The organism is Pseudomonas phenolilytica (assembly GCF_021432765.1).
Taxonomy (GTDB): Bacteria; Pseudomonadota; Gammaproteobacteria; order Pseudomonadales; family Pseudomonadaceae; genus Stutzerimonas; species Stutzerimonas phenolilytica.
The window spans coordinates 2,672,753-2,695,582 of record NZ_CP058908.1; the positions used below are offsets into that span (position 1 = coordinate 2,672,753).

Here is a 22,830-nt window from a genome sequence, read left to right on the forward strand (position 1 = left end):
CAAGCTTTCACAGACGAGACCCACCATGCTTGATTCGAAACTGGTACGCACACAGCTACAGGACGTGGCGGCCCGCCTGGCCACCCGCGGCTACCAGCTGGACGTCGCGCGCATCGAGGCGCTGGAAGCCCAGCGCAAGGTGGTGCAGACCCGCACCGAGCAACTGCAGGCCGAGCGCAATGCGCGCTCCAAGTCCATCGGCCAGGCCAAGCAGCGCGGCGAAGACATCGCGCCGCTGCTCGCCGACGTGGATCGCATGGGCTCGGAGCTCGAATCCGGTAAGCAGGAGCTGGATCGCATCCAGGGCGAGCTGGACCAGCTGATGCTCAGCATTCCCAACCTGCCGCACGAGTCGGTGCCGGTCGGTGAGGATGAGGAGGGGAACGTCGAGGTACGTCGCTGGGGTACGCCGACGACCTTCGACTTCCCCGTACAGGACCACGTCGCGCTTGGCGAGCAGCATGGCTGGCTGGACTTCGAGACGGCAGCGAAGCTCTCCGGCGCGCGTTTTGCCCTGATGCGCGGGCCTATCGCCCGCCTGCACCGCGCGCTGGCGCAGTTCATGATTGATCTGCACACCCGCGAGCACGGCTACGAAGAGGCCTATACGCCTTATCTCGTGCAGGCTCCGGCGTTGCAAGGCACTGGCCAGTTGCCGAAGTTCGAGGAAGATCTGTTCAAGATCAGCCGTGAAGGCGAGGCCGATTTCTACCTGATCCCGACCGCCGAGGTCTCGCTGACCAATATCGTCGCTGGCGAGATCCTGGATGCCAAAGAGCTGCCGCTGAAACTCGTTGCGCACACACCGTGCTTCCGCAGCGAGGCCGGTGCTTCCGGGCGTGACACCCGCGGCATGATCCGCCAGCACCAGTTCGACAAGGTCGAGATGGTGCAGATCGTCGAACCGTCGAAATCCTTCGAGGCCCTGGAGAGCCTGACCGCCAATGCCGAGAAGGTCCTGCAGCTGCTGGGCCTGCCGTACCGCGTGCTGGCGCTGTGCACCGGCGACATGGGCTTCGGTGCGACCAAGACCTACGATCTGGAGGTCTGGGTGCCGAGCCAGGACAAGTACCGCGAGATTTCCTCGTGCTCCAACTGCGGCGACTTCCAGGCCCGGCGCATGCAGGCGCGTTATCGTAACCCGGAGACCGGCAAGCCGGAGCTGGTGCACACCCTCAATGGCTCCGGCCTCGCAGTGGGGCGCACGCTGGTCGCGGTGCTGGAAAATTACCAGCAGGCCGACGGCAGTATTCGCGTGCCGGATGTGCTCAAGCCGTATATGGGCGGTATCGAGCTCATCGGCTAGGCCTCGCGCAGATGGGTGCGGACGCCGTGCGACCCACGCGTGGCGTTGCGGCAAATGGCCCATCCTTGATTTTCGACAGGGGCAGGCCGATGCCGATCGGCTCAGATGCCCCTATCTACTGAGCTGAAATCGGGATCGAGCCGCATGGATTACCTTCCTCTGTTCCACAATCTCCAGGGCCGTCTGGTTCTGGTCGTCGGCGGTGGCGATATCGCCTTGCGCAAGGCGCGGCTGCTGTCCGAGGCTGGCGCGGTTCTACGGGTGGTTGCGCCACAGCTCGATCCGCAGCTGGTCGCGCTGGTGGAACAGCAGGGCGGCACGATCGCGCCGCGCGGCTATGCCGACGGCGACCTTGCCGGCTGTGTGCTGGCGATTGCCGCCACCGACGACCAGCCGCTCAACGCTCGCGTCTCGCAGGATGCCCGCGCGCTGGGCGTGCCGGTCAACGTGGTGGATTCGCCGGAATTGTGCAGCGTGATCTTCCCGGCCATCGTCGATCGCTCGCCGCTGGTGATTGCGGTTTCCAGCGGTGGCGATGCCCCGGTGCTGGCCCGGCTGATCCGTGCGCGTATCGAAACCTGGATTCCGGCGGCCTATGGCCAGCTCGCCGGGTTGGCCAAGCAGTTTCGTGCCAAGGTCAAGGCGAGGTTTTCCGACGTCCAGCAGCGCCGGGTGTTCTGGGAGGAGGCGTTCCAGGGGCCCATCGCCGAACAGGCGCTGGCCGGTCGCACCGCCGAGGCCGAGCGCCTGCTGGCGGAGAAACTCGCCGGCGCCGCGCCGCGTGCGCTGGGCGAGGTCTATCTGGTCGGCGCCGGTCCGGGCGATCCCGATCTGCTGACCTTTCGTGCGCTGCGGCTGATGCAGCAGGCCGACGTGGTGCTCTACGACCGTCTGGTGGCTCCGGCGATCGTCGACCTGTGCCGGCGCGATGCCGATCGCATCTATGTCGGCAAGCAGCGCTCCGAGCATGCGGTGCCACAGGAGCAGATCAACCAGAAACTCGTCGAGCTGGCCCGGCAGGGCAAGCGCGTGCTGCGCCTGAAGGGCGGTGATCCGTTCATCTTCGGTCGTGGCGGCGAGGAGATCGAAGAGCTGGCCGCCAACGGCGTGCCGTTTCAGGTGGTCCCGGGCATCACGGCGGCCAGCGGTTGCGCCGCCTACGCCGGGATTCCGCTGACCCATCGCGACCACGCGCAATCGGTGCGCTTCGTCACCGGTCATCTCAAGGATGGCACCTGCGATCTGCCGTGGACGGAGCTGGCGGCGCCGGCGCAGACGCTGGTGTTCTACATGGGGCTGGTCGGGTTGCCGATGATCTGCCGCGAACTGATCGCGCACGGCCGCGCTGCGCACACGCCCGCCGCACTGGTGCAGCAGGGTACGACGCGCACCCAGCGGGTGTTCACCGGCACGCTGGCCGAACTGCCGGAGCTCATCGCCGCGCAGGAAGTCCAGGCGCCGACTCTGCTGATCGTCGGCGAGGTGGTACAGCTGCGTGAAAAGCTGGCCTGGTTCGAAGGCGCCGAGGCCTGACGCTCGTCAGAAATGAAAAAGCCCCGGATTGCCGGGGCTTTTTCGTCATGCAGATGGCGGAGGCGGTGAGATTCGAACTCACGGAAGAGTCTCCCCTTCGGCGGTTTTCAAGACCGCTGCCTTCAACCACTCGGCCACACCTCCGCATGAAGCGGGCGCCATAGTACCGGATCGAAACACACTGTCAAACACTGCGCGTCAAACTGCTCCCGGTGCTCTGTTATAGTCACCGACGAATCGTTTTCATCCTCGGGAGTGTCGCCATGCACGAACACGAATACGCGCTTAGCCACACGCAGGTCGAACAGCGCGAAGTCAGCAAGGTCCTGCGCAACACCTATGGCCTGTTGGCCATGACGCTGGCCTTCAGCGGCCTGATCGCATACCTCGCCATGCAGGCCAACGCCGCGTATCCGAACATCTTCGTGGTGCTGATCGGCTTCTACGGTTTGTTCTTCCTGACCGCCAAACTGCGCAATTCGGCCTGGGGCCTGGTTTCCACCTTCGCCCTGACCGGTTTCATGGGATATACCCTCGGTCCGGTGCTGAACATGTATCTGGGCCTGAGCAACGGCGGCGAGCTGATCAGCTCGGCACTGTCGATGACAGCGCTGGTGTTCTTCGGCTTGTCGGCCTACGTGCTGATCACCCGTAAGGACATGAGCTTCCTCAGCGGCTTCATCACCGCAGGCTTCTTCGTTCTGCTCGGCGCCATGCTGGCCGGCTTCTTCTTCGAGATCACCGGGCTACAACTGGCGATCAGCGCCGGCTTCGTGCTGTTCTCCTCGGCCTGCATCCTGTTCCAGACCAGCGCGATCATCCACGGCGGCGAGCGTAACTACATCATGGCCACCATCGGCCTGTACGTTTCGCTGTACAACCTGTTCCTCAGCTTGTTGCAGCTGCTGGGCATCTTCGGCGGCGACGACTGATCGCGCGCCGGATCGATGGAGCCCGCTTCGGCGGGCTTTTTCGTTTTTGCGGCTCGCGTATCATGTCGGCCCAGCAACCCACTGGTGAGCCATGAAATTCGCGATCGCCCTGTTTTCTCCTCCCCATGCGCCGGCCTCGCGCCGCGCCTTGCGCTTTGCCGAAGCGGTGCTGGGCGGCGGACATGACATCGTTCGGCTGTTCTTCTATCAGGACGGGGTACACAGCGCGTCGGCCAACATCGTGACCGCCCAGGACGAGCTGGATGTCGCTGGTGAGTGGAGTCGCTTCATCGCTGCACATCAGCTGGACGGCGTGGTGTGCATCGCCGCCGGCCTGCGCCGTGGTGTGCTGGACGAGCAGGAGGCGCGCCGCTATGCGCGCGCTGCGGCCAACCTGGCCGCGGGCTGGGAGCTTTCCGGTCTGGGTCAGCTGCACGAGGCGGCGCAACAGGCCGACCGTCTGATCTGCTTTGGAGGTGACTGATGGCGCGTTCGATGCTGATCATCAGCCGTCAGTCGCCCTGGTCCGGGCCGGGCTCGCGTGAGGCGCTGGATATCGTGCTGGCCGGTGGCGCGTTCGAGCTGCCGCTGGGCTTGCTGTTCCTCGACGACGGCGTGTTCCAGCTGGTGCCGGGGCAGCAGGCCGCGTGCCTGCAGCAGAAAGACCTCGGTGCCAACCTGCAGGCCTTGTCGCTGTTCGGCGTCGAGGCGCTCTACGTCGCGTCGCGCAGTCTTGCCGAGCGCGGCCTAGAGGGGCAGCCGCTGAGCCTGCCGGTGGAGCCGCTCGACGATGCCGGCCTGCGCGCACTCATCAATCGCTACGACCATGTGATCACTCTCTGATGGCGACCCTGCACGTTCTTTCCGCTTCACCTTTCGCCAGCGACCATTTCGCCGGCTGCCTGCCACTGCTCGGCGCGGGCGATGGCCTGCTGCTTTGCGGCGATGCCGTGTATGCGCTGCGGGCCACCACGGCCCAGCGTGGCCAGCTCGAACAGCTTGCGGCAGACGTTGCGCTGTTCGCCCTGGCCGAAGATGTCGAGGCTCGCGCGCTCGGCGAACTGCCTGCGCGGGTGACGCTGCTCGATTACCCGGGCTTCGTTGAGCTGTGCGGCCGCTTCGAACGGGTCAACAGCTGGCTATGAGCGTCCTGAACGTGGACGGTCGGCACATCGAGCTGGACGACGACGGCTACCTGCGTGATCTCGCCGAATGGAACGAGGACGTGGCCCAGGCGCTCGCCGAGCGGGAAGGGCTGGCGCTCGAAGCCGCGCATTGGGAAGTCATCCATCTGCTGCGCGACTTTTATCGCGAGTTCCAGCTGTCACCGGCCACCCGGCCGCTGATCAAGTACGTCGCGCTCAAGCTGGGCGCGGAAAAGGGCAACAGCCTGCACCTCAATCGTCTATTCAACGGCACCCCCGCCAAGCTGGCCGCCAAGCTGGCGGGCCTGCCCAAACCGAGCAATTGTCTATGAGTCTGGTTACCCCTGAAGAGCATCCGTTTGCCGTTTTCGTGCGCATTCTTGGCAAGGGCAAGCGGGGCGCACGCGGCTTGACCCGCGAGGAGGCCCGCGAGGCAATGGGCATGCTGCTTGATGGTCAGGTCGAGGAGGCTCAGCTCGGCGCCTTTCTCATGTTGCTGCGGCACAAGGAGGAGAGCGCCGAGGAGCTGGCCGGCTTCACCGACGCGGTGCGTGCGCGGGTGGGCGAGCAGAACATTGCGGTCGATCTCGACTGGCCGAGCTATGCCGGCAAGAAGCGTCATCTGCCGTGGTATCTGCTTGCTGCGAAATGCCTCGCTGGTAACGGTGTACGCATCCTGATGCATGGCGGCGGCGCGCACACCGCCGGGCGCCTCTACAGCGAGCAGTTGCTCGATAGGCTCGGCATTGCGCGCTGTGCCAGCTGGCAGGAAGTAGGGGCCACGCTCGATCGCGACGGTCTGGCGTTCATCCCGCTCGGTGCCTGGATGCCGACCCTGCAGCGCATGATCGACCTGCGCAACGTGCTCGGCCTGCGCTCGCCGGTCCACTCGCTGGCGCGCATCCTCAATCCGCTGGACGCGCGCTGCGGTTTGCAGAGCATCTTCCATCCCGGCTATCAGGACACCCACCGGGAGGCGAGCCGGTTGCTGGGCGACCACGCCATCGTGATCAAGGGCGAGGGCGGCGAGATCGAAATCAACCCGGACAACATTTCCCATCTGTACGGCGCCACCGCCGGCCAGGCCTGGGACGAGGAGTGGCCGGCGCAATCGGCGCAACGCCATGTCAAGCCTGCGACGCTCGAGCCGCAGCACCTGCTCGACGTCTGGCATGGCCGCGCCAGCGACGCCTACGGCGAGCTGGCCGTGGTGGCGAGCATGGCGCTGGGCTTGCGCGGGCTCGGGCATCCGCGTGAGACGGCGTTCGAGCTGGCGCAACGCTACTGGGCGCAGCGCAATTCATCGAACTGACGGATCGGTTAGACCAAGCATTCGGTCCCATCGACCGAACCATCGTCTCTAGAGTGCTTCCTAATAGAAACAACTGGAGGCACGAATGGGATTGTTGATCGATGGCCAGTGGCATGACCGCTGGTACGAAAGCCGCGACGGACGTTTCGAGCGTGAGCAGGCCAAGCGCCGTCACTGGATCACCGCGGACGGTAAGCCGGCTGCCGATGGTCAGCCGGGATTCAAGGCCGAGGCCGGGCGCTACCACCTGTATGTTTCGCTTGCCTGTCCGTGGGCCCACCGCACGCTGATCTACCGCAAGATCAAGGGGCTCGAAAGCCTGATCGACGTCTCGGTGGTGAGCTGGCTGATGGCCGACCACGGCTGGACCTTCGATCGCAGCACCGGCTCCAGCGGCGATGCGTTGGACAACGACCGCTACCTGCACCAGCGCTACACTCGCGACGATCCCCGTTACAACGGCCGCGTGACGGTACCGCTGCTGTGGGATCGCAAGCAGCAGCGCATCGTCAACAACGAATCCTCCGAGCTGATCCGCATCTTCAACAGCGCCTTCGACCACCTGACCGGATCGTCGCTCGACCTCTACCCCCAACCGTTGCGCGGCGAGATCGACGCGCTCAACGCGCGTATCTACCCGGCGGTCAACAACGGCGTCTACCGGGCCGGTTTTGCCACCAGCCAGGAGGCCTATGAAGAGGCTTTCGCGCAGGTGTTCAGTACGTTGGACTGGCTGGAGCGTCGCCTCCACAAGCTGCGCTATCTCACCGGTGAGTACCTGACCGAGGCCGACTGGCGGCTGTTCACCACGCTCATCCGTTTCGACGCGGTGTACCACGGCCACTTCAAGTGCAACCTGCGGCGCATCGAGGACTATCCGAACCTCTCCAACTGGCTGCGCGAGCTGTACCAGTGGCCGGGGATCGCCGATACGGTGGATTACGGTCATATCAAGCGGCATTACTATCAGAGCCATCGGCAGATCAACGGCAACGGCATCGTGCCGCAGGGCCCGGCGCTGCAACTGGAGCGCGCGCATGATCGCGAGCGCCTGCCGGGCCTGGGCATCTTCAATCGATCGGCTGCAGCCGTTCTGTCCTGAGTGCGACGGCTGCGCAAACGGTCATTCACACCTGAGCTAACGGCGGCATTGCTCACCATTTGCCGCCGAGGCGGCGCGGCAGCGATGCACCGTGCATACTGCGCGGCCAAGCAAGGGTGGATGGACGCGATCGATGTGGGGGCTTTCCGGCTATCTCGGCCTTTTTCTGGCAGCGTTCGGCGCAGCGACGCTGCTGCCGATGCAATCCGAGGCGCTGCTGGCGGGGTTGCTGCTGTCGGAGCGCTATGCCGTCTGGGGATTGCTGGCGGTGGCCAGCATCGGCAACGTGCTCGGCTCGCTGGTGAACTGGCTGCTGGGGCGCTACGTCGAGCGGTTTCGCCACACGCGCTGGTTTCCGGTCAACGAGCGGCAGCTGGCGCGCGCACAGCAGCACTATCACCGTTACGGTCGCTGGACCTTGCTACTCAGCTGGATGCCGATCATCGGTGACCCGCTGACGCTGGTAGCGGGGATGATGCGCGAGCCGCTGTGGAGCTTCGTGCTGATCGTCGCGCTGGCCAAGACGACGCGCTATCTGATGGTGGTTGGCCTGACGCTGGGCTGGATGTGACGGACGTCGGGTTGGAAACCGCAGCCGACTGAACGATGATCCCGAGCGACGTCCAGCGGATACCTCGGCACGCATGACTCACGCACCGTCTTCGACCACACACCTTACCGTTACGCAACGTGACAGCATCTCCGTGCGCCTGGTGCGCGAGGCGCTGCTCGCGTTCGAGCGCGCCGATCTGACGGGCGCGCAGCTGCTGGCCGAGCTGGGCCTCGATCCGGCCTGTCTGCGCGAGCCGGACGGGCGTGTCGACGTGCGCGACTACACGCGGCTGTGGCTCGGGCTGGCGCAGCGCTTCGATGACGAACTGTTCGGCATGGACCCGCGTCGACTGCGTTCCGGCAGTTTCGTCTTCGTCAGCCGCTGCTGCATCCAGCAACCCACCCTGGAAAAGGCGTTGCAGCAGGCGCTGAGCTTCTTCGGCCTGGAGTTGGAGAATTTTCACGGCAAGCTGATCCGCAGCCAGAGTCTTGCCGAGATCGTGCTGCGCGAGCGCGCCTCCGAGCCCGCACGGGCGTTCTGCTATTTCACGTTCTGGATGCTGCTGCACGGGCTGGCCTGCTGGCTGGTGGGACGGCGCATCCCCTTGCTGGCGGTGGAATTGCGCTGCGCCGAGCCGGAGTACACCGACGACTACCGGGTCATGTTTTCCGACAACCTGCGCTTCGCGCGTCCCTCGACGCGCATCATCTTCGCCGCCGAAGTGCTCGATCTGCCGGTCCGGCGCAGCGAAGCCGAGCTGCACAGTTTCCTTGCCGAGGCGCCGGCGAACATCCTGGTGCGCTATCGCGATCATTCCAGCCTGGCCAGCCGCATCCGCCAGCAGCTGCGCCATCTGCCGGCGGAGCAGTGGCCCGATGCGGCGACGCTGGCGCAGCGCCTGTGCATGTCTGCCTCGACGTTGCGCCGCCGGCTGGCCGAAGCGGGCCAGCCCTACCAGACCATCAAGGACGGACTGCGTCAGGAGATGGCCACGCAGTGGTTGGCCGATGCCAGCGTCAGCTACGGCGAGATCGCCGAGCGGCTCGGTTTCGCCGATGTCAGCTCGTTCTACAAGGCGTTTCGCAAGTGGACGGGTAGCAATCCCGGTCACTACCGCAACTTGATCCTGGCGCCGACACAGCGCTGACCGCACGCCCAGGCAGCGCCCGTCACCGGCGTGATTGCCCTTTGCCATTGGCCAAAACGCTCAGGCAGGTTGAGTAGATCTGCCATTGCCGCTCCTGTGTCGCTGTCTAAAGATGAATCCCGGCTTCGCACCGAATAACAACAAGCACGGGAGAGCGCCATGCAGATTCGCGACAGGGTATTCCTCATCAGCGGTGGTGCTTCGGGGCTTGGTGCCGCCGCGGCACAGGCGCTGGTCGAGGCGGGTGGCAGCGTGGTGCTGGCCGATCTCGACGAGGCGGCGGCCATCGCCCAGGCCGAAGTGCTCGGCGCCGGCGCACTCGGCGTGCGGGCCGACATCCGCGACGAACAGGCCGCGCGTCACGCGGTGACGACGGCCCGCCAGCACTTCGGTGCGCTGCACGGGTTGGTCAACTGCGCCGGGGTTGCCGGTGGCGAGAAAATCCTCGGCCGTAATGGCCCGCACGGCCTCGACAGTTTCAGCCGCATCGTCGACATCAACCTGATCGGCAGTTTCAATATGCTGCGCCTGGCCGCAGAGGCAATGGCCGAGAACGCGCCGGATGCCAACGGCGAGCGCGGCGTGATCATCAATACCGCGTCCATCGCGGCCTTCGACGGACAGATCGGCCAGGCGGCCTATGCGGCCTCCAAGGGCGGCGTCGTCAGCCTGACGCTGCCGGCCGCCCGCGAGTTGGCGCGCTTCGGTATCCGTGTGATGACCATTGCCCCCGGCGTGTTCGAGACACCGATGATGGCCGGCATGACCCAGGAAATCCGCGACTCGCTGGCCGCCGGCGTACCGTTCCCGCCCCGTCTGGGCCGCCCCGCCGAATACGCCGCGCTGGTGCGGCACATCTTCGAGAACAGCATGCTCAACGGTGAGGTGATCCGTCTCGACGGTGCCTTGCGCATGGCCGCCAAATAAAGGAAATGCACATGAAAGATGATCCGATCGTAATCGTCAGCAGCGCGCGCACGCCGATGGGCGGCTTCCAAGGTGACCTGCTGGGCATGACTGCGCCCCAGCTCGGTGCGGCAGCGATCCGCGCCGCGGTGGAACGCAGCGGCCTGCCGCCGGAGAACGTGCAGGACGTACTGATGGGCTGTGTGCTGCCGGCCGGACAGGGCCAGGCGCCGGCGCGGCAGGCGGCGCTGGGGGCGGGGCTGACCCGCGCCACCACCTGCACCACGGTGAACAAGATGTGCGGCTCGGGCATGCAGACGGTGATCCTGGCGCACGACCAGCTGCTTGCCGGCAGCGCCGACATCGTCGTTGCCGGCGGCATGGAGAGCATGTCCAACGCGCCGTATCTGCTCGACCGAGCCCGCGGCGGCTACCGCATGGGCCATGGCCGGGTGCTCGATCACATGTTCCTCGACGGTCTCGAGGACTCGTTCGACAAGGGTCGGCTGATGGGCTCGTTCGCCGAAGAGTGCGCCGACACCTTCGGCTTCAGCCGCGAGGCGCAGGACGCCTACGCACTGGAGTCGCTGCGCCGGGCGCAGGCGGCGATCGCCGAAGGGCGTTTCGCCGAGGAAATCGTCACGCTGGAAGTCACCCAGGGCAAACAGCAACGCACGATTCGCGACGACGAGCAGCCGCCCAAAGCCATGCCGGAGAAGATCCCGAGCCTGAAGCCGGCGTTCCGCGAAGGCGGCACGGTGACCGCCGCGAACTCCAGTTCGATTTCCGACGGCGCCGCCGCGCTGCTGCTGATGCGCCGATCCGAGGCCGAGCGCTGGGGGCTGCAGCCGCAGGCGGTGATCCACGGCCACGCGGCCTACGCCGATGCACCGAACCTGTTTACCACCGCGCCGATCGGGGCGATCCGCAAGCTGATGGAGCGCACTGGCTGGCGCCTCGAGGACGTCGATCTATTCGAGATCAACGAAGCCTTCGCCGTGGTGGCGATGGTGGCGATGCGCGAGCTGGGGCTGGATCACACCAAGGTTAACGTCAATGGCGGCGCCTGCGCGCTGGGGCATCCGGTGGGGGCGTCCGGCGCACGCATCCTCGTCACGCTGCTGGCGGCGCTGCGTGCGCGCGGCTTGCGGCGCGGCGTGGCGGCGATCTGCATTGGCGGTGGCGAGGCCACGGCGATGGCTGTCGAGCTGATCTGAGGAGGTGTCCATGCTGCCCAACGAAGACCAGTGCGCCATCGCGGAGGTGGCGCGGCAGTTCGCCGAAGAGCGGCTCAAACCCTTCGCCGAGCAGTGGGGTCGCGCCCATCGCTTTCCGGCCGAGGCCATCGGCGAGATGGCCGCGCTGGGCTTCTTCGGCATGCTGGTGCCGGAGCAGTGGGGCGGCAGCGACACCGGCTACCTGGCGTACGCCATGGCGCTGGAAGAAATCGCCGCCGGCGACGGCGCCTGCTCGACCATCATGAGCGTGCATAATTCGGTGGGCTGCGTGCCGATCCTGCGTTTCGGCACCGAGCAACAGAAGCGTGACTTCCTCGTGCCGCTGGCACGCGGCGAGCAGATCGGCGCCTTCGCCCTCACCGAACCGCAGGCCGGCTCCGACGCCAGCAGCTTGCGTACCCGTGCCCGACGCGACGGCGATGACTATGTGCTCAACGGTGCCAAGCAGTTCATCACCTCCGGCAAGCATGCCGGCACGGTGATCGTCTTTGCGGTGACGGACCCGGACGCCGGCAAGCGCGGCATCAGTGCTTTTATCGTGCCCACCGACAGCCCTGGCTATCAGGTGGTACGGGTCGAGGACAAGCTCGGCCAGCACGCCTCGGATACCTGCCAGATCGCCTTCGAGGACCTGCGTGTGCCGGTCGCCAACCGGTTGGGCGAGGAGGGTGAGGGCTACCGCATCGCCCTGGCCAACCTGGAAGGCGGACGCATCGGCATCGCCGCCCAGGCGGTGGGCATGGCCCGCGCCGCCTTCGAAGCGGCGCGCGACTACGCCAGGGAGCGCGAAGCCTTCGGCAAGCCGATCATCGAGCACCAGGCGGTGGCCTTCCGCCTGGCCGACATGGCGACCCAGATCGCCGTGGCGCGGCAGATGGTGCATCACGCCGCGGCGCTGCGCGAGGTCGGACGGCCGGCATTGGTAGAGGCCTCGATGGCCAAGCTGTTCGCCTCGGAGATGGCGGAGAAGGTCTGCTCGGCGGCGATCCAGACGCTCGGCGGTTACGGCTACCTGGCCGACTTCCCGGTGGAGCGTATCTACCGCGATGTGCGCGTCTGCCAGATCTACGAGGGCACCAGCGACATCCAACGCCTGGTCATCGCGCGCAACCTGGGCGCGTGAACGAAGCGTCATGCGGCGCGGCGAGCCGCCGTGCCGAGCACAGCCGGGACACGCCGGCCACCTGAAAATAAAAACAAGACGAGGTAGGAAACATGCAGACAGGCTTGATGCAGAACGCGCCCCTGTTGATCAGCGGCATCCTCGCCCACGCCGCGCGCGCTCACGCCGATCGCGAGATTGTCTCGCGGCTGGTCGGCGAGCCGCTCTGGCGCTACGACTACGCCGGCCTGGCCAGCCGCGCGGCCCAGGCTGCCACGATGCTGCGCAGCCTCGGTATCGACGCTGGCGACTGTGTATCGTCGCTGGCGTGGAACACCCATCGGCATTACGAGCTGTTCTTCGCGGTGCCGGGTATCGGCGCGGTGCTGCACACCGCCAACCCGAGGCTGTCGGACGAGCAGATCGTCTACACGATCAACCACGCCGGCAGTCAGGTGTTGCTGTTCGACAGCTCCTTCGCCGAATGCGTCGCCCGGTTGCGTCCGCGGCTGGACAAGATCCGTCATTTCATCGAGCTGGCAGCCCAGCCCGTTTCCGCAATGGCTGAGGTGCAGGGCTATGAGCGACTGATCGCTGCCGCAATGCCGCTCGACTGGCCGCAGTTCGACGAGAACGCCGGCGCCGTGCTCTGTTACACCTCCGGTACCACCGGCGATCCCAAGGGCGTGCTGTACAGTCACCGTTCCGTGGTGCTGCACGCGATGGCGGCGGGGCTGTCCGGTGCCTTCGGCCTGTCCGCCTTCGATTGCATCATGCCGTGCTCGTCGCTCTACCACGGCACTGCCTGGGGTTTGCCGTACGCCGCGGCGATCAATGGCTGCAAGTTCGTCCTGCCGTGCGACCGGATGGACGGCCCGAGCCTGCAGGAGCTTATCCAGAGCGAAGGCGTGACCATCTCCGGTGGCGTGCCGACTATCTGGACCATGTACCTGACCCACCTTGAGCGCAGCGGCGAGGATGCTGGCACGCTCGCGCGGTTGGTGATCGGCGGTTCCGCAGTGCCCCGCGCGATGGCTGAAACCTTCCAGACCCGCTACGGCGTTGCGGTCTGCCAGCTCTGGGGCATGACCGAAACCAGCCCGTTGGGGGTAGTGGCCACGCCGACGCCCAGATTGGCCGGGCGTGGTCAGCAGGCCGTCAACGATACCGTCTGGACGCGCCAGGGGCGCTTGCAGTTCGGCATCGAACTGCGGGTGGTGGACGAAAAGGGCCGCGAATTGCCGCGCGACGGAGTCAGTGCCGGTCGTCTCAAGGTGCGCGGCCCGTGGACGGTGGAACGCTACTACCGGAGCGAAACCAGTGCGCTGGACGAGGACGGCTGGTTCGATACCGGCGACATCGCCACGTTGGATGCCGATGGCTTCATGCGCATCACCGATCGCAGCAAGGACGTAATCAAGTCCGGCGGCGAGTGGGTCAGTTCCATCGATATCGAGAACGTCGCCGCCGCGTGCCCCGGGGTGAAGGTTGCGGCGGTGGTCGGCGTGTTCCACCCGAAGTGGGAGGAGCGCCCGCTGCTGGTGATCGAGCCACATGGTGATGCCGAGGTCACCGCCGAATCGGTCCTCGCGCATCTGGAACCGAACATCGTCAAGTGGTGGATGCCCGATGCGGTGGTCTTCGACGCTGTGCCGCTGACGGCCACGGGCAAGATCGACAAGAAAGTGCTGCGCGAGCGCTACCGCGACCATCTAATCGACAAGTCGCTTAATGCGGCGAACCAGTAGTCGTCGCCGCACGGTGCTCTCGCATCGACGCGGAGCGCCTGAGGGAGCCAGAAAGGGGAGGGACGATGAGCGAGACCGAGCAGGATCGTCAGGGACCGCTGCGTGGCCTGCGCGTGCTGGAGTTCGCCGGCATCGGTCCCGGACCGCACTGCGCGATGCTGCTCGCGGACATGGGCGCCGAGGTGCTGCGCGTCGAGCGCGAGGGCGGTACGGGATGGGCGAACCCGGTGGTCGACCGCGGTCGCACGGTGGTGACTCTGGATATCCGCAACGCTACCGGGCGGGCGCGCTGCGTGGAACTGGCGCAGGGCGCCGATGTGCTGATCGAGGGCTTCCGTCCGGGCGTCATGGAGCGCCTGGGCCTGGGGCCGGACGAGCTGCTGGCGCGCAATCCGCGGCTGATCTACGGCCGCATGACTGGCTGGGGCCAGACCGGACCGCTGGCCCAGGCGGCCGGGCACGACATCAACTATATCGCGCTGACCGGTGCGCTGGCCGCGATCCGCGGCGAGAGCGGGCCGGCGGTGCCGCCGCTGAATCTGGTCGGCGATTTCGGTGGCGGCTCGCTGTACCTTGCGGTGGGTATCCTCGCCGCACTGTGGGAGCGCGAGCGCTCGGGCCAAGGGCAGGTGATCGATGCGGCGATCGTCGATGGCGTGTCGTCGCTGATGACCTTCTTTGCCGGGCTGTTACCCAGCGGGCGTATCGAGATGCAGCGCGAGCGTAATCCACTGAGTGGCGCGGCGCCGAACTACCGGTGTTACCTCTGCGCCGATGGCCGCGAGATTGCCATCGGCGCGCTGGAGCCGCCGTTCTGGCGCGAGTTGCTCGAACGCATCGACGCTCCGCAAGCGCTTTGGGAGGGCTGCGCGGACCCGGCTGCCTGGGCCGAGCAGGGCGACGTGCTGGCACGGTTGTTCGCCAGCCGCAGCCAGGCCGAATGGTGCGCCTTGCTGGAGGGCAGCGATGCTTGCTTCGCTCCGGTACTGCCTCTGGACGAGGCGGCCGGGCATGTTCATATGCGCCAGCGTGGCGTCTATCAGGAGGTCGACGGCAAGTTGCAAGCGGCGCCTGCACCGCGATTCTCACGCACTCCCGGCAAGGCCCGGCGCACGCTGCGCGTAGTGGAAGCGGACGCCCGCTGGGATTGATGTGAGCTGTCGCTGTTGCCCGCCGCGTGCGTCTGCCGGCTTGGCGGTTCACGCTCACGAACAGGTGATGAATGGGCGAAGTTCATTGTTCGACAATCCGTAATTCACGCCGATTCACTAAAGCCTCTTGGTCTCGATGCCGCAACGAAGAGGCGGGCGGGATATCAGAAGTTGAATAAGCAGATGAACTTGAGGTGGTGCGTAGACTGTCGACGGGATGTTGCAGAAGTGCCTGTAAACCAATGTTCATCCGCCTGTAACGCTCGACCTAGACGAGCCGCGCGTCGGTTTGAATTGCATCGGCACGAGAGCTGGCTACCCTTAATGTAGATGCCAATTATTACAACAAAAAGCGGGGAGTCAGACGTCATGAACAATTACAACGAGCCTGTAGTTGCACTTGAGCTATGCCGCTTCTGCGCGCATTGCATCGCTGCCATTGTTGTGGCCGGCATGTTGTTCATTGGTTTGATCGGGTCCTGGAGCGTGGCCCTGAATGTAGGCTTGGTTCCACTGCTCGCACTTGCGGCCTCCGATCTGCTGGCCAAGCGTCAGGAAGATGCGCTGCAATCGGCAATCCGCGCCTGAGCACGAAGCGTCGGCGCAACCCATGGCGTCGACGCCCTTCCGATAGAACGCAGGCAGCCGCCGGGTTCCCGCGGCTGCCCCTTCCCATTTTCCGGCTTTTCGAGGCGTCGCACATTGTGCGGCCGCGACCCAGTGGTGTGCGCTGAGCGGCGTGCCGGTGTTACCGCTTCACAGAAATGTAACGACGCCTTGGGGCGCACGGTAACGATGGTGCCCGTTTTCCCTGCGCGTGAGAGTCTGCTTAAAAACGTAAGTCTATGAAAAATAAGGATTTACAAAAGATGGCACGCCGAATGCTTTATCTCTTGCACAACAAGAACAAGAAAGCAGAACCCACAACAAAAACAACACGTAGCGACTCCAACAAAATAAAAACAAGCACGTGGAGGCGTAGCAAACTGATTCTTTTGGAGAGGAATTGCCCGACAGGTTTCCTGTCGACCGGGCCGAGAATGACAAAACTGCCATGAGGCAGCACCAGAACCGGTTGAGCCCTGAGGGGCAGTGGCAAATCAGCGACCAAAATAATCCGTTTGTTCTTTATGTCCCGAACCTGGGACTGCTTCGGGCTCTGGCTCGAACCGGGCGCTCAACAAAAACAACAAGCCCGTCAGCAGAAGAAGAACAAAGCAATAACTCTTGAAGGGGAGCCGTCAGGCTCCCCTTTCTATTTTTTGCTTCGCCAGCACGGCTGGTCAGGCCCTGACTGACGACAAGCGCCGCAGCGTCTACTCCGCCAGGCCGAGCACCTTGAGCACGAAGGCATACTCCAGCGCCACGTCCTTGAGCGCCTGGTAGCGGCCGCTCATGCCGCCGTGCCCTGCGCCGAACTCGGTCTTGAGCAACAGCAGGTTGTCGTCGGTGCGCGTGGCTCGCAGCTTGGCGACCCACTTGGCGGCTTCCCAGTACTGCACGCGGCTGTCGTTGTAGCCGGCCACTGCGAGCAGCGCGGGGTAGGCTTGGGCGCGGATGTTTTCGTACGGCGCATAGGCCTTGATCCGCTCATGCACCTCCGGCTGGTTCGGGTCGCCCCACTCGTCGTACTCGGTCACGGTCAGCGGCAGGTCGGCGTTGAGCATGGTGTTCAGTACATCGACGAAGGGCACCTCGGCGACGGCTGCGCCAAACAGCTCCGGACGCAGGTTGAGCACCGCGCCGATCAGCAGGCCGCCAGCGCTGCCGCCACTGATGGCCAGGCGTGGCGACGTGGTGTAGCCATCGGCCAGCAACTGTTCGGCGCAGGCGATGAAGTCGGTGAAGGTGTTCGGCTTGTGTTCCAGCTTGCCGGCGCGGTACCAGGCTTCGCCCAGATCACCACCGCCACGCACATGCGCGATGGCGAAGACGAAGCCGCGGTCGAGCAGCGACAGCCGCGCGTGGGAGAACCAGGGGTCGAGGCTGTGACCGTAGGCACCGTAACCGTAGAGGTAGAGTGGTGCGGGCTTGTCGAAGCTGTCGCGGCGGCCGACCAGGCTGATGGGAATCTGCGTGCCGTCCTGGGCGGTCGCCCAGATGCGCCGACTTTCGTAGGCATCGGCATCGAAGGGGCCTTCCACCGGGGTTTCCTTGAGCACCTTCTGCGTGCCGTCGGCCAGGGTCAGCTGGCGGATCTGCGCCGGGCGATTCAACGCCTCGTAGCGCAGGCGGATCACCGTGCTGGTGAATTCCAGCGAGTTCTGCACGTGCAGGCTGTAGGCCGCATCGGGCAATTGCAGGCGATAGGGCTGGACGCCCTGCGGCCGCACCTCGATCACCGGCAGGCCGCTCTCGCGCAGGGTCAAAGTGATTGCCTCGGCGTTCAGGCTGACATCCTCGAGCATCACCGCGTCGTCATGCGGGACCAGCTCCTGCCAGTGCTCGCGGCCCGGCTCGGCCTCGCTGGCGTGATAAAGGGCGAAGTTGATGCCCGCCTGGTTGCTGCGAATCAGCCAGCGCCACTGGCCCTCGTACAGGCCATGATCGGGGAAATATTCGTGGTCTTCCCGGCGCGGCGCCAGGCAGGTCCACCTGCCTTCCGGCTGATCCGCCGACAGCACCCAGGCTTCGCTGGTGGTCTTGCTGTGGGAGAGGATGACCAGCTGGCGGTCGGAGCTGGCGCGGTAGCAATGCACGAAGAAGCGCCCGTCCGGGTCATGATAAACCTCACTGCTGTCGGTTTCGCCGAGGCGATGGCGGTAAATCCTGTGTGGTCGGTGGGTCTCGTCCAGCTCGCCGTAGAACAGGGTCTGGCTGTCGTTGGCCCAGGTCATGCTGCCGTCGCAGTTGTCGAAGGGCAGCTCGCTCACCGCGCCGCTGGCCAGGTCCTTGACATACAGCTGGTAGATCTCGTCGCCTTCGCGGTCGAGGCTGTAGGCGAGCTTGCTGTGGTCCTGGCTGATGCTGAAGGCGCCCAGCGAGAGGAAGCCGCCACCGGCCAGCTCGTTGGGGTCGAGCAGCAGCTGTTCGGTGCTTTCATCGACGGTCAGCGAACCATCCAGTGGGCGCGGGCAGCGGTAGTGCCGGGGATACTCGTCCCCAGCGGTGGTGCGCTGGTAGTACAGCCACGGCCCCCACGGCGAGGGCAGTGACAAATCGGTTTCGCGGATGCGGCTCTTGATTTCCTGGAACAGGGTTTCGCGCAGTTCGGCTTGATCGGCGAGCTGCTCTTCGAGATAGGCATTCTCCGCCCTGAGATAGGCCAGCACGTCCTCCGCGTCGCGATTCTCCAGCCAGCGGTAAGGATCGGCGCCTGCATCGGCGCGGGCGATAGGGGCTTGGGACATGCAGTACTCCAGTCTGGGGGCGGCGGCATTTCGGTCCGCGTATGGCGTGCGATGACAGGCGGCAGTGTACCCGCTCGGCGCTTTGTAGGTTGACTGACGCGCTGAGCTACGGTTTCAGCGATGGGTGCTGCTGGCCATCGGTCGATAGATGCTGCAAATGGACAGAAATTCGTGTGTCTGAGAATGACCGGTCAGTCGCGAAATGTCCGAATCCGTCTCGATGAGAGAGCCGATTGACAAGGCAGTGCTTTTGCTCGAAGGTGTGCCGACCCAAATCAAACGGGCGTATGAATCGAGCGTTTGTCAGTGCATCGCCGATTGCCCGATGTATCGTGTCGGTGGGTGTCGTCGCCGCGAGGCGTGGTCGCAGTAGACCGAAGACGTGCGGCACGTAACGTTCAGCTTCCATTCCTGGAGATCAGTTGATGATTTACGAAGGTAAAGCCATCACGGTTAAGGCTCTTGAGAGCGGCATCGTCGAATTGAATTTCGACCTCAAGGGTGAGTCCGTCAATAAATTCAATCGCCTCACTCTCAACGAACTCCGTCAGGCGGTCGACGCCCTCAAGGCCGATGCATCGGTCAAGGGCGTGATCGTCACCAGCGGCAAGGACGTATTCATCGTCGGTGCCGATATCACCGAGTTCGTCGACAACTTCAAGCTGCCCGACGAGGAGCTGGTCGCCGGCAACCTCGAAGCCAACAAGATCTTCAGCGATTTCGAGGACCTGGGCGTGCCCACCGTGGTTGCCATCAACGGCATCGCCTTGGGTGGCGGTTTCGAGATGTGCATGTCTGCCGATTACCGCGTCATGTCCAGCGCCGCCAAGGTTGGCCTGCCGGAAGTGAAGCTGGGCATCTACCCGGGCTTCGGCGGTACCGTCCGCCTGCCGCGCCTGATCGGTGTCGATAACGCCGTCGAGTGGATCGCGTCAGGCAAGGAAAACGGTGCCGAAGACGCGCTCAAGGTGCACGCGGTCGATGCCGTCGTCGCTCCGGAAAAGCTGCAGGAAGCGGCACTGGATCTGGTCAAGCGCGCCATCTCCGGTGAGCTGGATTACAAGGCCAAGCGCCAGCCGAAGCTGGACAAGCTCAAGCTCAACGCGATCGAGCAGATGATGGCGTTCGAGACCACCAAGGCCTTCGTGGCCGGCCAGGCCGGCCCGAACTACCCGGCGCCGGTCGAAGCCATCAAGAGCATCCAGAAAGCCGCCAACTTCGGCCGTGACAAGGCGCTGGAAGTCGAGGCCGCCGGCTTCGTCAAACTGGCCAAGACTTCGGTTGCCGAAAGCCTGATCGGCCTGTTCCTCAGCGATCAGGAGCTGAAGAAGAAGGCCAAGGCTTACGACAAGCAGGCGCGCGACGTGAAACTGGCTGCCGTGCTGGGCGCCGGCATCATGGGTGGCGGCATCGCCTACCAGTCGGCCGTCAAGGGCACGCCGATCCTGATGAAGGATATCCGCGAAGAGGGTATCCAGATGGGTCTGGACGAGGCCTCCAAGCTGCTCGGCAAGCGTGTCGAGAAGGGCCGTCTGACTCCGGAGAAGATGGCGCAGGCGCTCAACGCGATCCGCCCGACCATGTCCTACGGCGATTTCGGCAACGTCGACATCGTTGTCGAGGCCGTGGTCGAGAACCCGAAGGTCAAGCACGCCGTGCTGGCCGAGGTGGAAGGCCACGTGCGCGAAGACGTGATCATCGCCTCCAACACCTCCACCATCTCCATCAGCTATCTGGCCCAGGCGCTCAAGCGTCCGGAAAACTTCTGCGGCATGCACTTCTTCAACCCGGTGCACATGATGCCGCTGGTGGAAGTGATCCGTGGCGAGAAGACCAGCGAAACCGCCATCGCCACCACCGTCGCCTACGCCAAGAAGATGGGCAAGAGCCCGGTCGTGGTCAACGATTGCCCGGGCTTCCTGGTCAACCGCGTGCTGTTCCCATACTTCGGCGGCTTCGCTCGCGCCATCGCCCACGGTGTCGACTTCGTTCGCGCCGACAAGGTGATGGAGAAGTTCGGCTGGCCCATGGGCCCGGCTTATCTGATGGATGTCGTCGGCATGGACACCGGCCACCACGGCCGTGACGTGATGGCCGAAGGTTTCCCGGATCGCATGAAGGACGACACCCGCACGGCTGTCGACGTCATGTACGACGCCAACCGCCTCGGCCAGAAGAACGGCAAGGGCTTCTACGCCTACGAGATGGACAAGAAGGGCAAGCCGAAGAAGGTCGTCGACCCGCAGGCCTACGAGCTGCTCAAGCCGATCGTTGCCGAGACTCGCGAGCTGTCCGACGAGGACATCATCAACTACATGATGATCCCGCTGTGCCTGGAAACCGTGCGCTGCCTGGAAGACGGCATCGTCGAGACCGCTGCCGAAGCCGACATGGGCCTGATCTATGGCATCGGCTTCCCACCCTTCCGTGGTGGTGCGCTGCGCTACATCGATTCGATCGGCGTCGCCGAGTTCGTTGCGATGGCCGACAAGTACGCCGACCTGGGCCCGCTGTACCACCCGACCGCGAAGCTGCGTGAGATGGCTGCCAACGGCCAGCGCTTCTACGGTTAATCGAGGGAGAGAGAATTCATGAGCCTGAATCCAAGAGATGCAGTCATCGTCGACTTCGGTCGCACCCCGATGGGGCGCTCCAAGGGCGGCATGCACCGTAATACCCGCGCCGAGACCATGTCCGCGCAGCTGATCGATGGCGTGCTGGCGCGCAACCCCAAGATCGACCCGGCCGAAGTCGAGGACGTGATCTGGGGCTGCGTGAACCAGACCCTCGAGCAGGGCTGGAACATCGCCCGCATGGCGTCGCTGTTGACCCGCATTCCGCACACCAGCGCCGGCCAGACCGTGAGCCGCCTGTGCGGTTCGTCCATGAGCGCCCTGCACACCGCAGTGCAGGCTATTCAGACCGGCAATGGTGACGTGTTCGTCATCGGCGGTGTGGAGCACATGGGCCACGTCAGCATGATGCACGGCGTCGACCCGAACCCGCAGTTGTCACTGCACGCGGCCAAGGCGTCCGGCATGATGGGTCTGACCGCCGAAATGCTCGGCAAGATGCACGGTATCACCCGCGAGCAGCAGGATGCCTTCGGCGAGCGTTCGCACCGCCTGGCGCACAAGGCTACGGTGGAAGGCAAGTTCAAGGACGAGATCATTCCGATGGAAGGTCACGACGAGAACGGCTTCCTCAAGGTCTTCGATTACGATGAGACCATCCGTCCGGATACCACGCTTGAAAGCTTGGCCGCACTGAAGCCGGCATTCAATCCGAAGGGCGGCACCGTGACTGCGGGTACGTCCTCGCAGATCACCGACGGTGCGTCCTGCATGATCGTCATGTCCGCCCAGCGCGCCAAGGATCTCGGCATCCAGCCGATGGCCGTGGTTCGTGCCATGGCAGTGGCGGGTGTCGACCCGGCAATCATGGGTTACGGCCCGGTGCCGTCGACCCAGAAGGTGCTCAAGCGTGCCGGTCTGACCATGAATGACATCAGCCACGTCGAGCTGAACGAAGCCTTTGCAGCGCAGGCGCTGCCGGTGCTCAAGGACCTCAAGCTGCTCGACCAGATGGAACAGAAGGTCAACCTCCACGGCGGCGCCATCGCCCTGGGTCACCCGTTCGGCTGCTCCGGTGCGCGCATCTCCGGTACCCTGCTGAACGTAATGAAGCAGAACAACGGTACGCTGGGTGTCGCCACCATGTGTATCGGTCTGGGGCAGGGGATCAGTACGGTCTTCGAACGCGTCTGACAGATGCAGATGACTGCGCTAGGCTGACAGCCGCGCCCGCAGGTTCGCGGGGCGGATTGTCAGACGGTGCATGGAAGCCGGGGCCAAGTGCCCCGGTTTTTCTTTTTGTGATGGCAGGGGAAGCGGATGATGCAGGTGGAGCCGGGGCGATATCGCCACTACAAGGGGCCCGAGTACCGGGTGTTCGCCGTGGCGCGACATTCGGAGACGGAAGAGCCGATGGTGTTCTATCAGGCACTGTACGGTGAATACGGACTGTGGGTGCGCCCATTGTCCATGTTCGTCGAGACCGTCGATGTCGATGGCGAAACTGTGCCGCGGTTCGCGCTGATCGAGGCCGAGCCGAGCCGTTACTGATGCGTGCGAACGCTTGCTGGCCAGGCTCGGCGCTTGACCTCGTCGCGCTCGCCACTATATATAGCGGTGCCTTTCGGACAGAGTGGCTGTCCTTGCACTCGTTCATGCGTTCTCGGGCATGCTCGGAAAGCTCATTGAAGCGCGTCGACGACGCTGCCAGCAGTCCGACCTCCGGTCGCCG

The 22,830-nt window shown here is 64.7% G+C and carries 21 protein-coding genes and 1 tRNA gene; 20 read left to right on the forward strand and 2 right to left on the reverse strand.

The annotated features are described in order from the left end of the window. Positions 1 to 25: 25 nt before the first annotated feature. On the forward strand, positions 26 to 1,306 hold the full coding sequence (gene serS / locus HU825_RS12890; RefSeq protein ID WP_043299062.1) for a serine--tRNA ligase: 1,281 nt from the start codon (positions 26 to 28) through the stop codon (positions 1,304 to 1,306). Between the two features lie 144 nt (positions 1,307 to 1,450). Next, on the forward strand, positions 1,451 to 2,839 hold the full coding sequence (gene cysG / locus HU825_RS12895; RefSeq protein ID WP_077682441.1) for a siroheme synthase CysG: 1,389 nt from the start codon (positions 1,451 to 1,453) through the stop codon (positions 2,837 to 2,839). 54 nt (positions 2,840 to 2,893) lie between these two features. Here cysG and HU825_RS12900 read toward each other — a convergent pair. Beyond that, a tRNA-Ser gene (locus tag HU825_RS12900) sits at positions 2,894 to 2,983 on the reverse strand. A 119-nt stretch (positions 2,984 to 3,102) separates the two neighbouring features. On the opposite strand from HU825_RS12900, the gene HU825_RS12905 reads away from it, so the two are divergent. From HU825_RS12905 to HU825_RS12975, 15 genes are all read left to right on the forward strand, one after another. Next, positions 3,103 to 3,771, forward strand: coding sequence for a Bax inhibitor-1/YccA family protein (locus HU825_RS12905; RefSeq protein ID WP_008570805.1), 669 nt, complete (start codon positions 3,103 to 3,105; stop codon positions 3,769 to 3,771). Between the two features lie 91 nt (positions 3,772 to 3,862). Continuing rightward, positions 3,863 to 4,255: a sulfurtransferase complex subunit TusD gene (gene tusD / locus HU825_RS12910; protein ID WP_234302165.1), complete on the forward strand. Its 393-nt coding sequence runs from the start codon at positions 3,863 to 3,865 to the stop codon at positions 4,253 to 4,255. Then, positions 4,255 to 4,614, forward strand: coding sequence for a sulfurtransferase complex subunit TusC (gene tusC, locus HU825_RS12915; RefSeq protein ID WP_054094845.1), 360 nt, complete (start codon positions 4,255 to 4,257; stop codon positions 4,612 to 4,614). Before tusD ends, tusC begins: the two co-directional genes overlap by 1 nt. Next, entirely contained in the window at positions 4,614 to 4,916 is a 303-nt protein-coding gene (gene tusB / locus HU825_RS12920) for a sulfurtransferase complex subunit TusB (protein WP_054094846.1), read from the forward strand. The genes tusC and tusB overlap by 1 nt, the downstream gene beginning before the upstream one ends. Next, the gene (locus tag HU825_RS12925) at positions 4,913 to 5,248 is read left to right on the forward strand and encodes a TusE/DsrC/DsvC family sulfur relay protein (RefSeq protein ID WP_003290025.1); all 336 of its coding nucleotides are present in this window, start codon (positions 4,913 to 4,915) and stop codon (positions 5,246 to 5,248) included. Before tusB ends, HU825_RS12925 begins: the two co-directional genes overlap by 4 nt. Further along, complete coding sequence (locus HU825_RS12930; RefSeq protein WP_234302166.1) at positions 5,245 to 6,228, forward strand: glycosyl transferase family protein; 984 nt, start codon at positions 5,245 to 5,247, stop codon at positions 6,226 to 6,228. The genes HU825_RS12925 and HU825_RS12930 overlap by 4 nt, the downstream gene beginning before the upstream one ends. Before the next feature lie 85 nt (positions 6,229 to 6,313). Further along, on the forward strand, positions 6,314 to 7,330 hold the full coding sequence (locus HU825_RS12935) for a glutathione S-transferase family protein (RefSeq protein WP_234302167.1): 1,017 nt from the start codon (positions 6,314 to 6,316) through the stop codon (positions 7,328 to 7,330). A gap of 133 nt (positions 7,331 to 7,463) precedes the next feature. After that, positions 7,464 to 7,901 (forward strand): YqaA family protein, encoded by a 438-nt coding sequence (locus HU825_RS12940; protein WP_234302168.1) that lies wholly within the window; start codon positions 7,464 to 7,466, stop codon positions 7,899 to 7,901. A 73-nt stretch (positions 7,902 to 7,974) separates the two neighbouring features. After that, positions 7,975 to 9,030, forward strand: a complete 1,056-nt coding sequence (locus tag HU825_RS12945) for an AraC family transcriptional regulator (RefSeq protein WP_234302169.1) — start codon at positions 7,975 to 7,977, stop codon at positions 9,028 to 9,030. A 159-nt stretch (positions 9,031 to 9,189) separates the two neighbouring features. Then, positions 9,190 to 9,957: an SDR family NAD(P)-dependent oxidoreductase gene (locus HU825_RS12950; protein ID WP_234302170.1), complete on the forward strand. Its 768-nt coding sequence runs from the start codon at positions 9,190 to 9,192 to the stop codon at positions 9,955 to 9,957. Positions 9,958 to 9,968: 11 nt separating this feature from the next. Further along, complete coding sequence (locus HU825_RS12955; RefSeq protein ID WP_043299043.1) at positions 9,969 to 11,153, forward strand: acetyl-CoA C-acyltransferase; 1,185 nt, start codon at positions 9,969 to 9,971, stop codon at positions 11,151 to 11,153. Between the two features lie 10 nt (positions 11,154 to 11,163). Further along, entirely contained in the window at positions 11,164 to 12,297 is a 1,134-nt protein-coding gene (locus HU825_RS12960) for an acyl-CoA dehydrogenase (RefSeq protein ID WP_234302171.1), read from the forward strand. A gap of 107 nt (positions 12,298 to 12,404) precedes the next feature. Then, positions 12,405 to 14,024, forward strand: coding sequence for a long-chain fatty acid--CoA ligase (locus HU825_RS12965; protein ID WP_234303405.1), 1,620 nt, complete (start codon positions 12,405 to 12,407; stop codon positions 14,022 to 14,024). A gap of 65 nt (positions 14,025 to 14,089) precedes the next feature. After that, positions 14,090 to 15,175 carry a CaiB/BaiF CoA transferase family protein gene (locus HU825_RS12970; RefSeq protein WP_234302172.1) on the forward strand — a complete coding sequence of 362 codons (1,086 nt, stop codon included), beginning with the start codon at positions 14,090 to 14,092 and terminating at the stop codon, positions 15,173 to 15,175. Between the two features lie 369 nt (positions 15,176 to 15,544). After that, positions 15,545 to 15,763: a hypothetical protein gene (locus tag HU825_RS12975; RefSeq protein ID WP_043299039.1), complete on the forward strand. Its 219-nt coding sequence runs from the start codon at positions 15,545 to 15,547 to the stop codon at positions 15,761 to 15,763. Between the two features lie 728 nt (positions 15,764 to 16,491). Here the strand turns inward: HU825_RS12975 and HU825_RS12980 are convergent. Next, complete coding sequence (locus HU825_RS12980; protein WP_234302173.1) at positions 16,492 to 18,525, reverse strand: S9 family peptidase; 2,034 nt, start codon at positions 18,523 to 18,525, stop codon at positions 16,492 to 16,494. Positions 18,526 to 18,950: 425 nt separating this feature from the next. Between HU825_RS12980 and fadB the strand changes: the two genes are divergently transcribed. The 3 genes from fadB (at position 18,951) to HU825_RS12995 (ending at position 22,649) form a co-directional block, all read left to right on the forward strand. Further along, positions 18,951 to 21,098, forward strand: a complete 2,148-nt coding sequence (gene fadB / locus HU825_RS12985) for a fatty acid oxidation complex subunit alpha FadB (RefSeq protein WP_234302174.1) — start codon at positions 18,951 to 18,953, stop codon at positions 21,096 to 21,098. An 18-nt stretch (positions 21,099 to 21,116) separates the two neighbouring features. Next, positions 21,117 to 22,292: an acetyl-CoA C-acyltransferase FadA gene (gene fadA, locus HU825_RS12990; RefSeq protein WP_043299035.1), complete on the forward strand. Its 1,176-nt coding sequence runs from the start codon at positions 21,117 to 21,119 to the stop codon at positions 22,290 to 22,292. Positions 22,293 to 22,421: 129 nt separating this feature from the next. Further along, positions 22,422 to 22,649 carry a DUF1653 domain-containing protein gene (locus HU825_RS12995; protein ID WP_003290002.1) on the forward strand — a complete coding sequence of 76 codons (228 nt, stop codon included), beginning with the start codon at positions 22,422 to 22,424 and terminating at the stop codon, positions 22,647 to 22,649. The last annotated feature ends 181 nt before the right edge of the window (positions 22,650 to 22,830 follow it).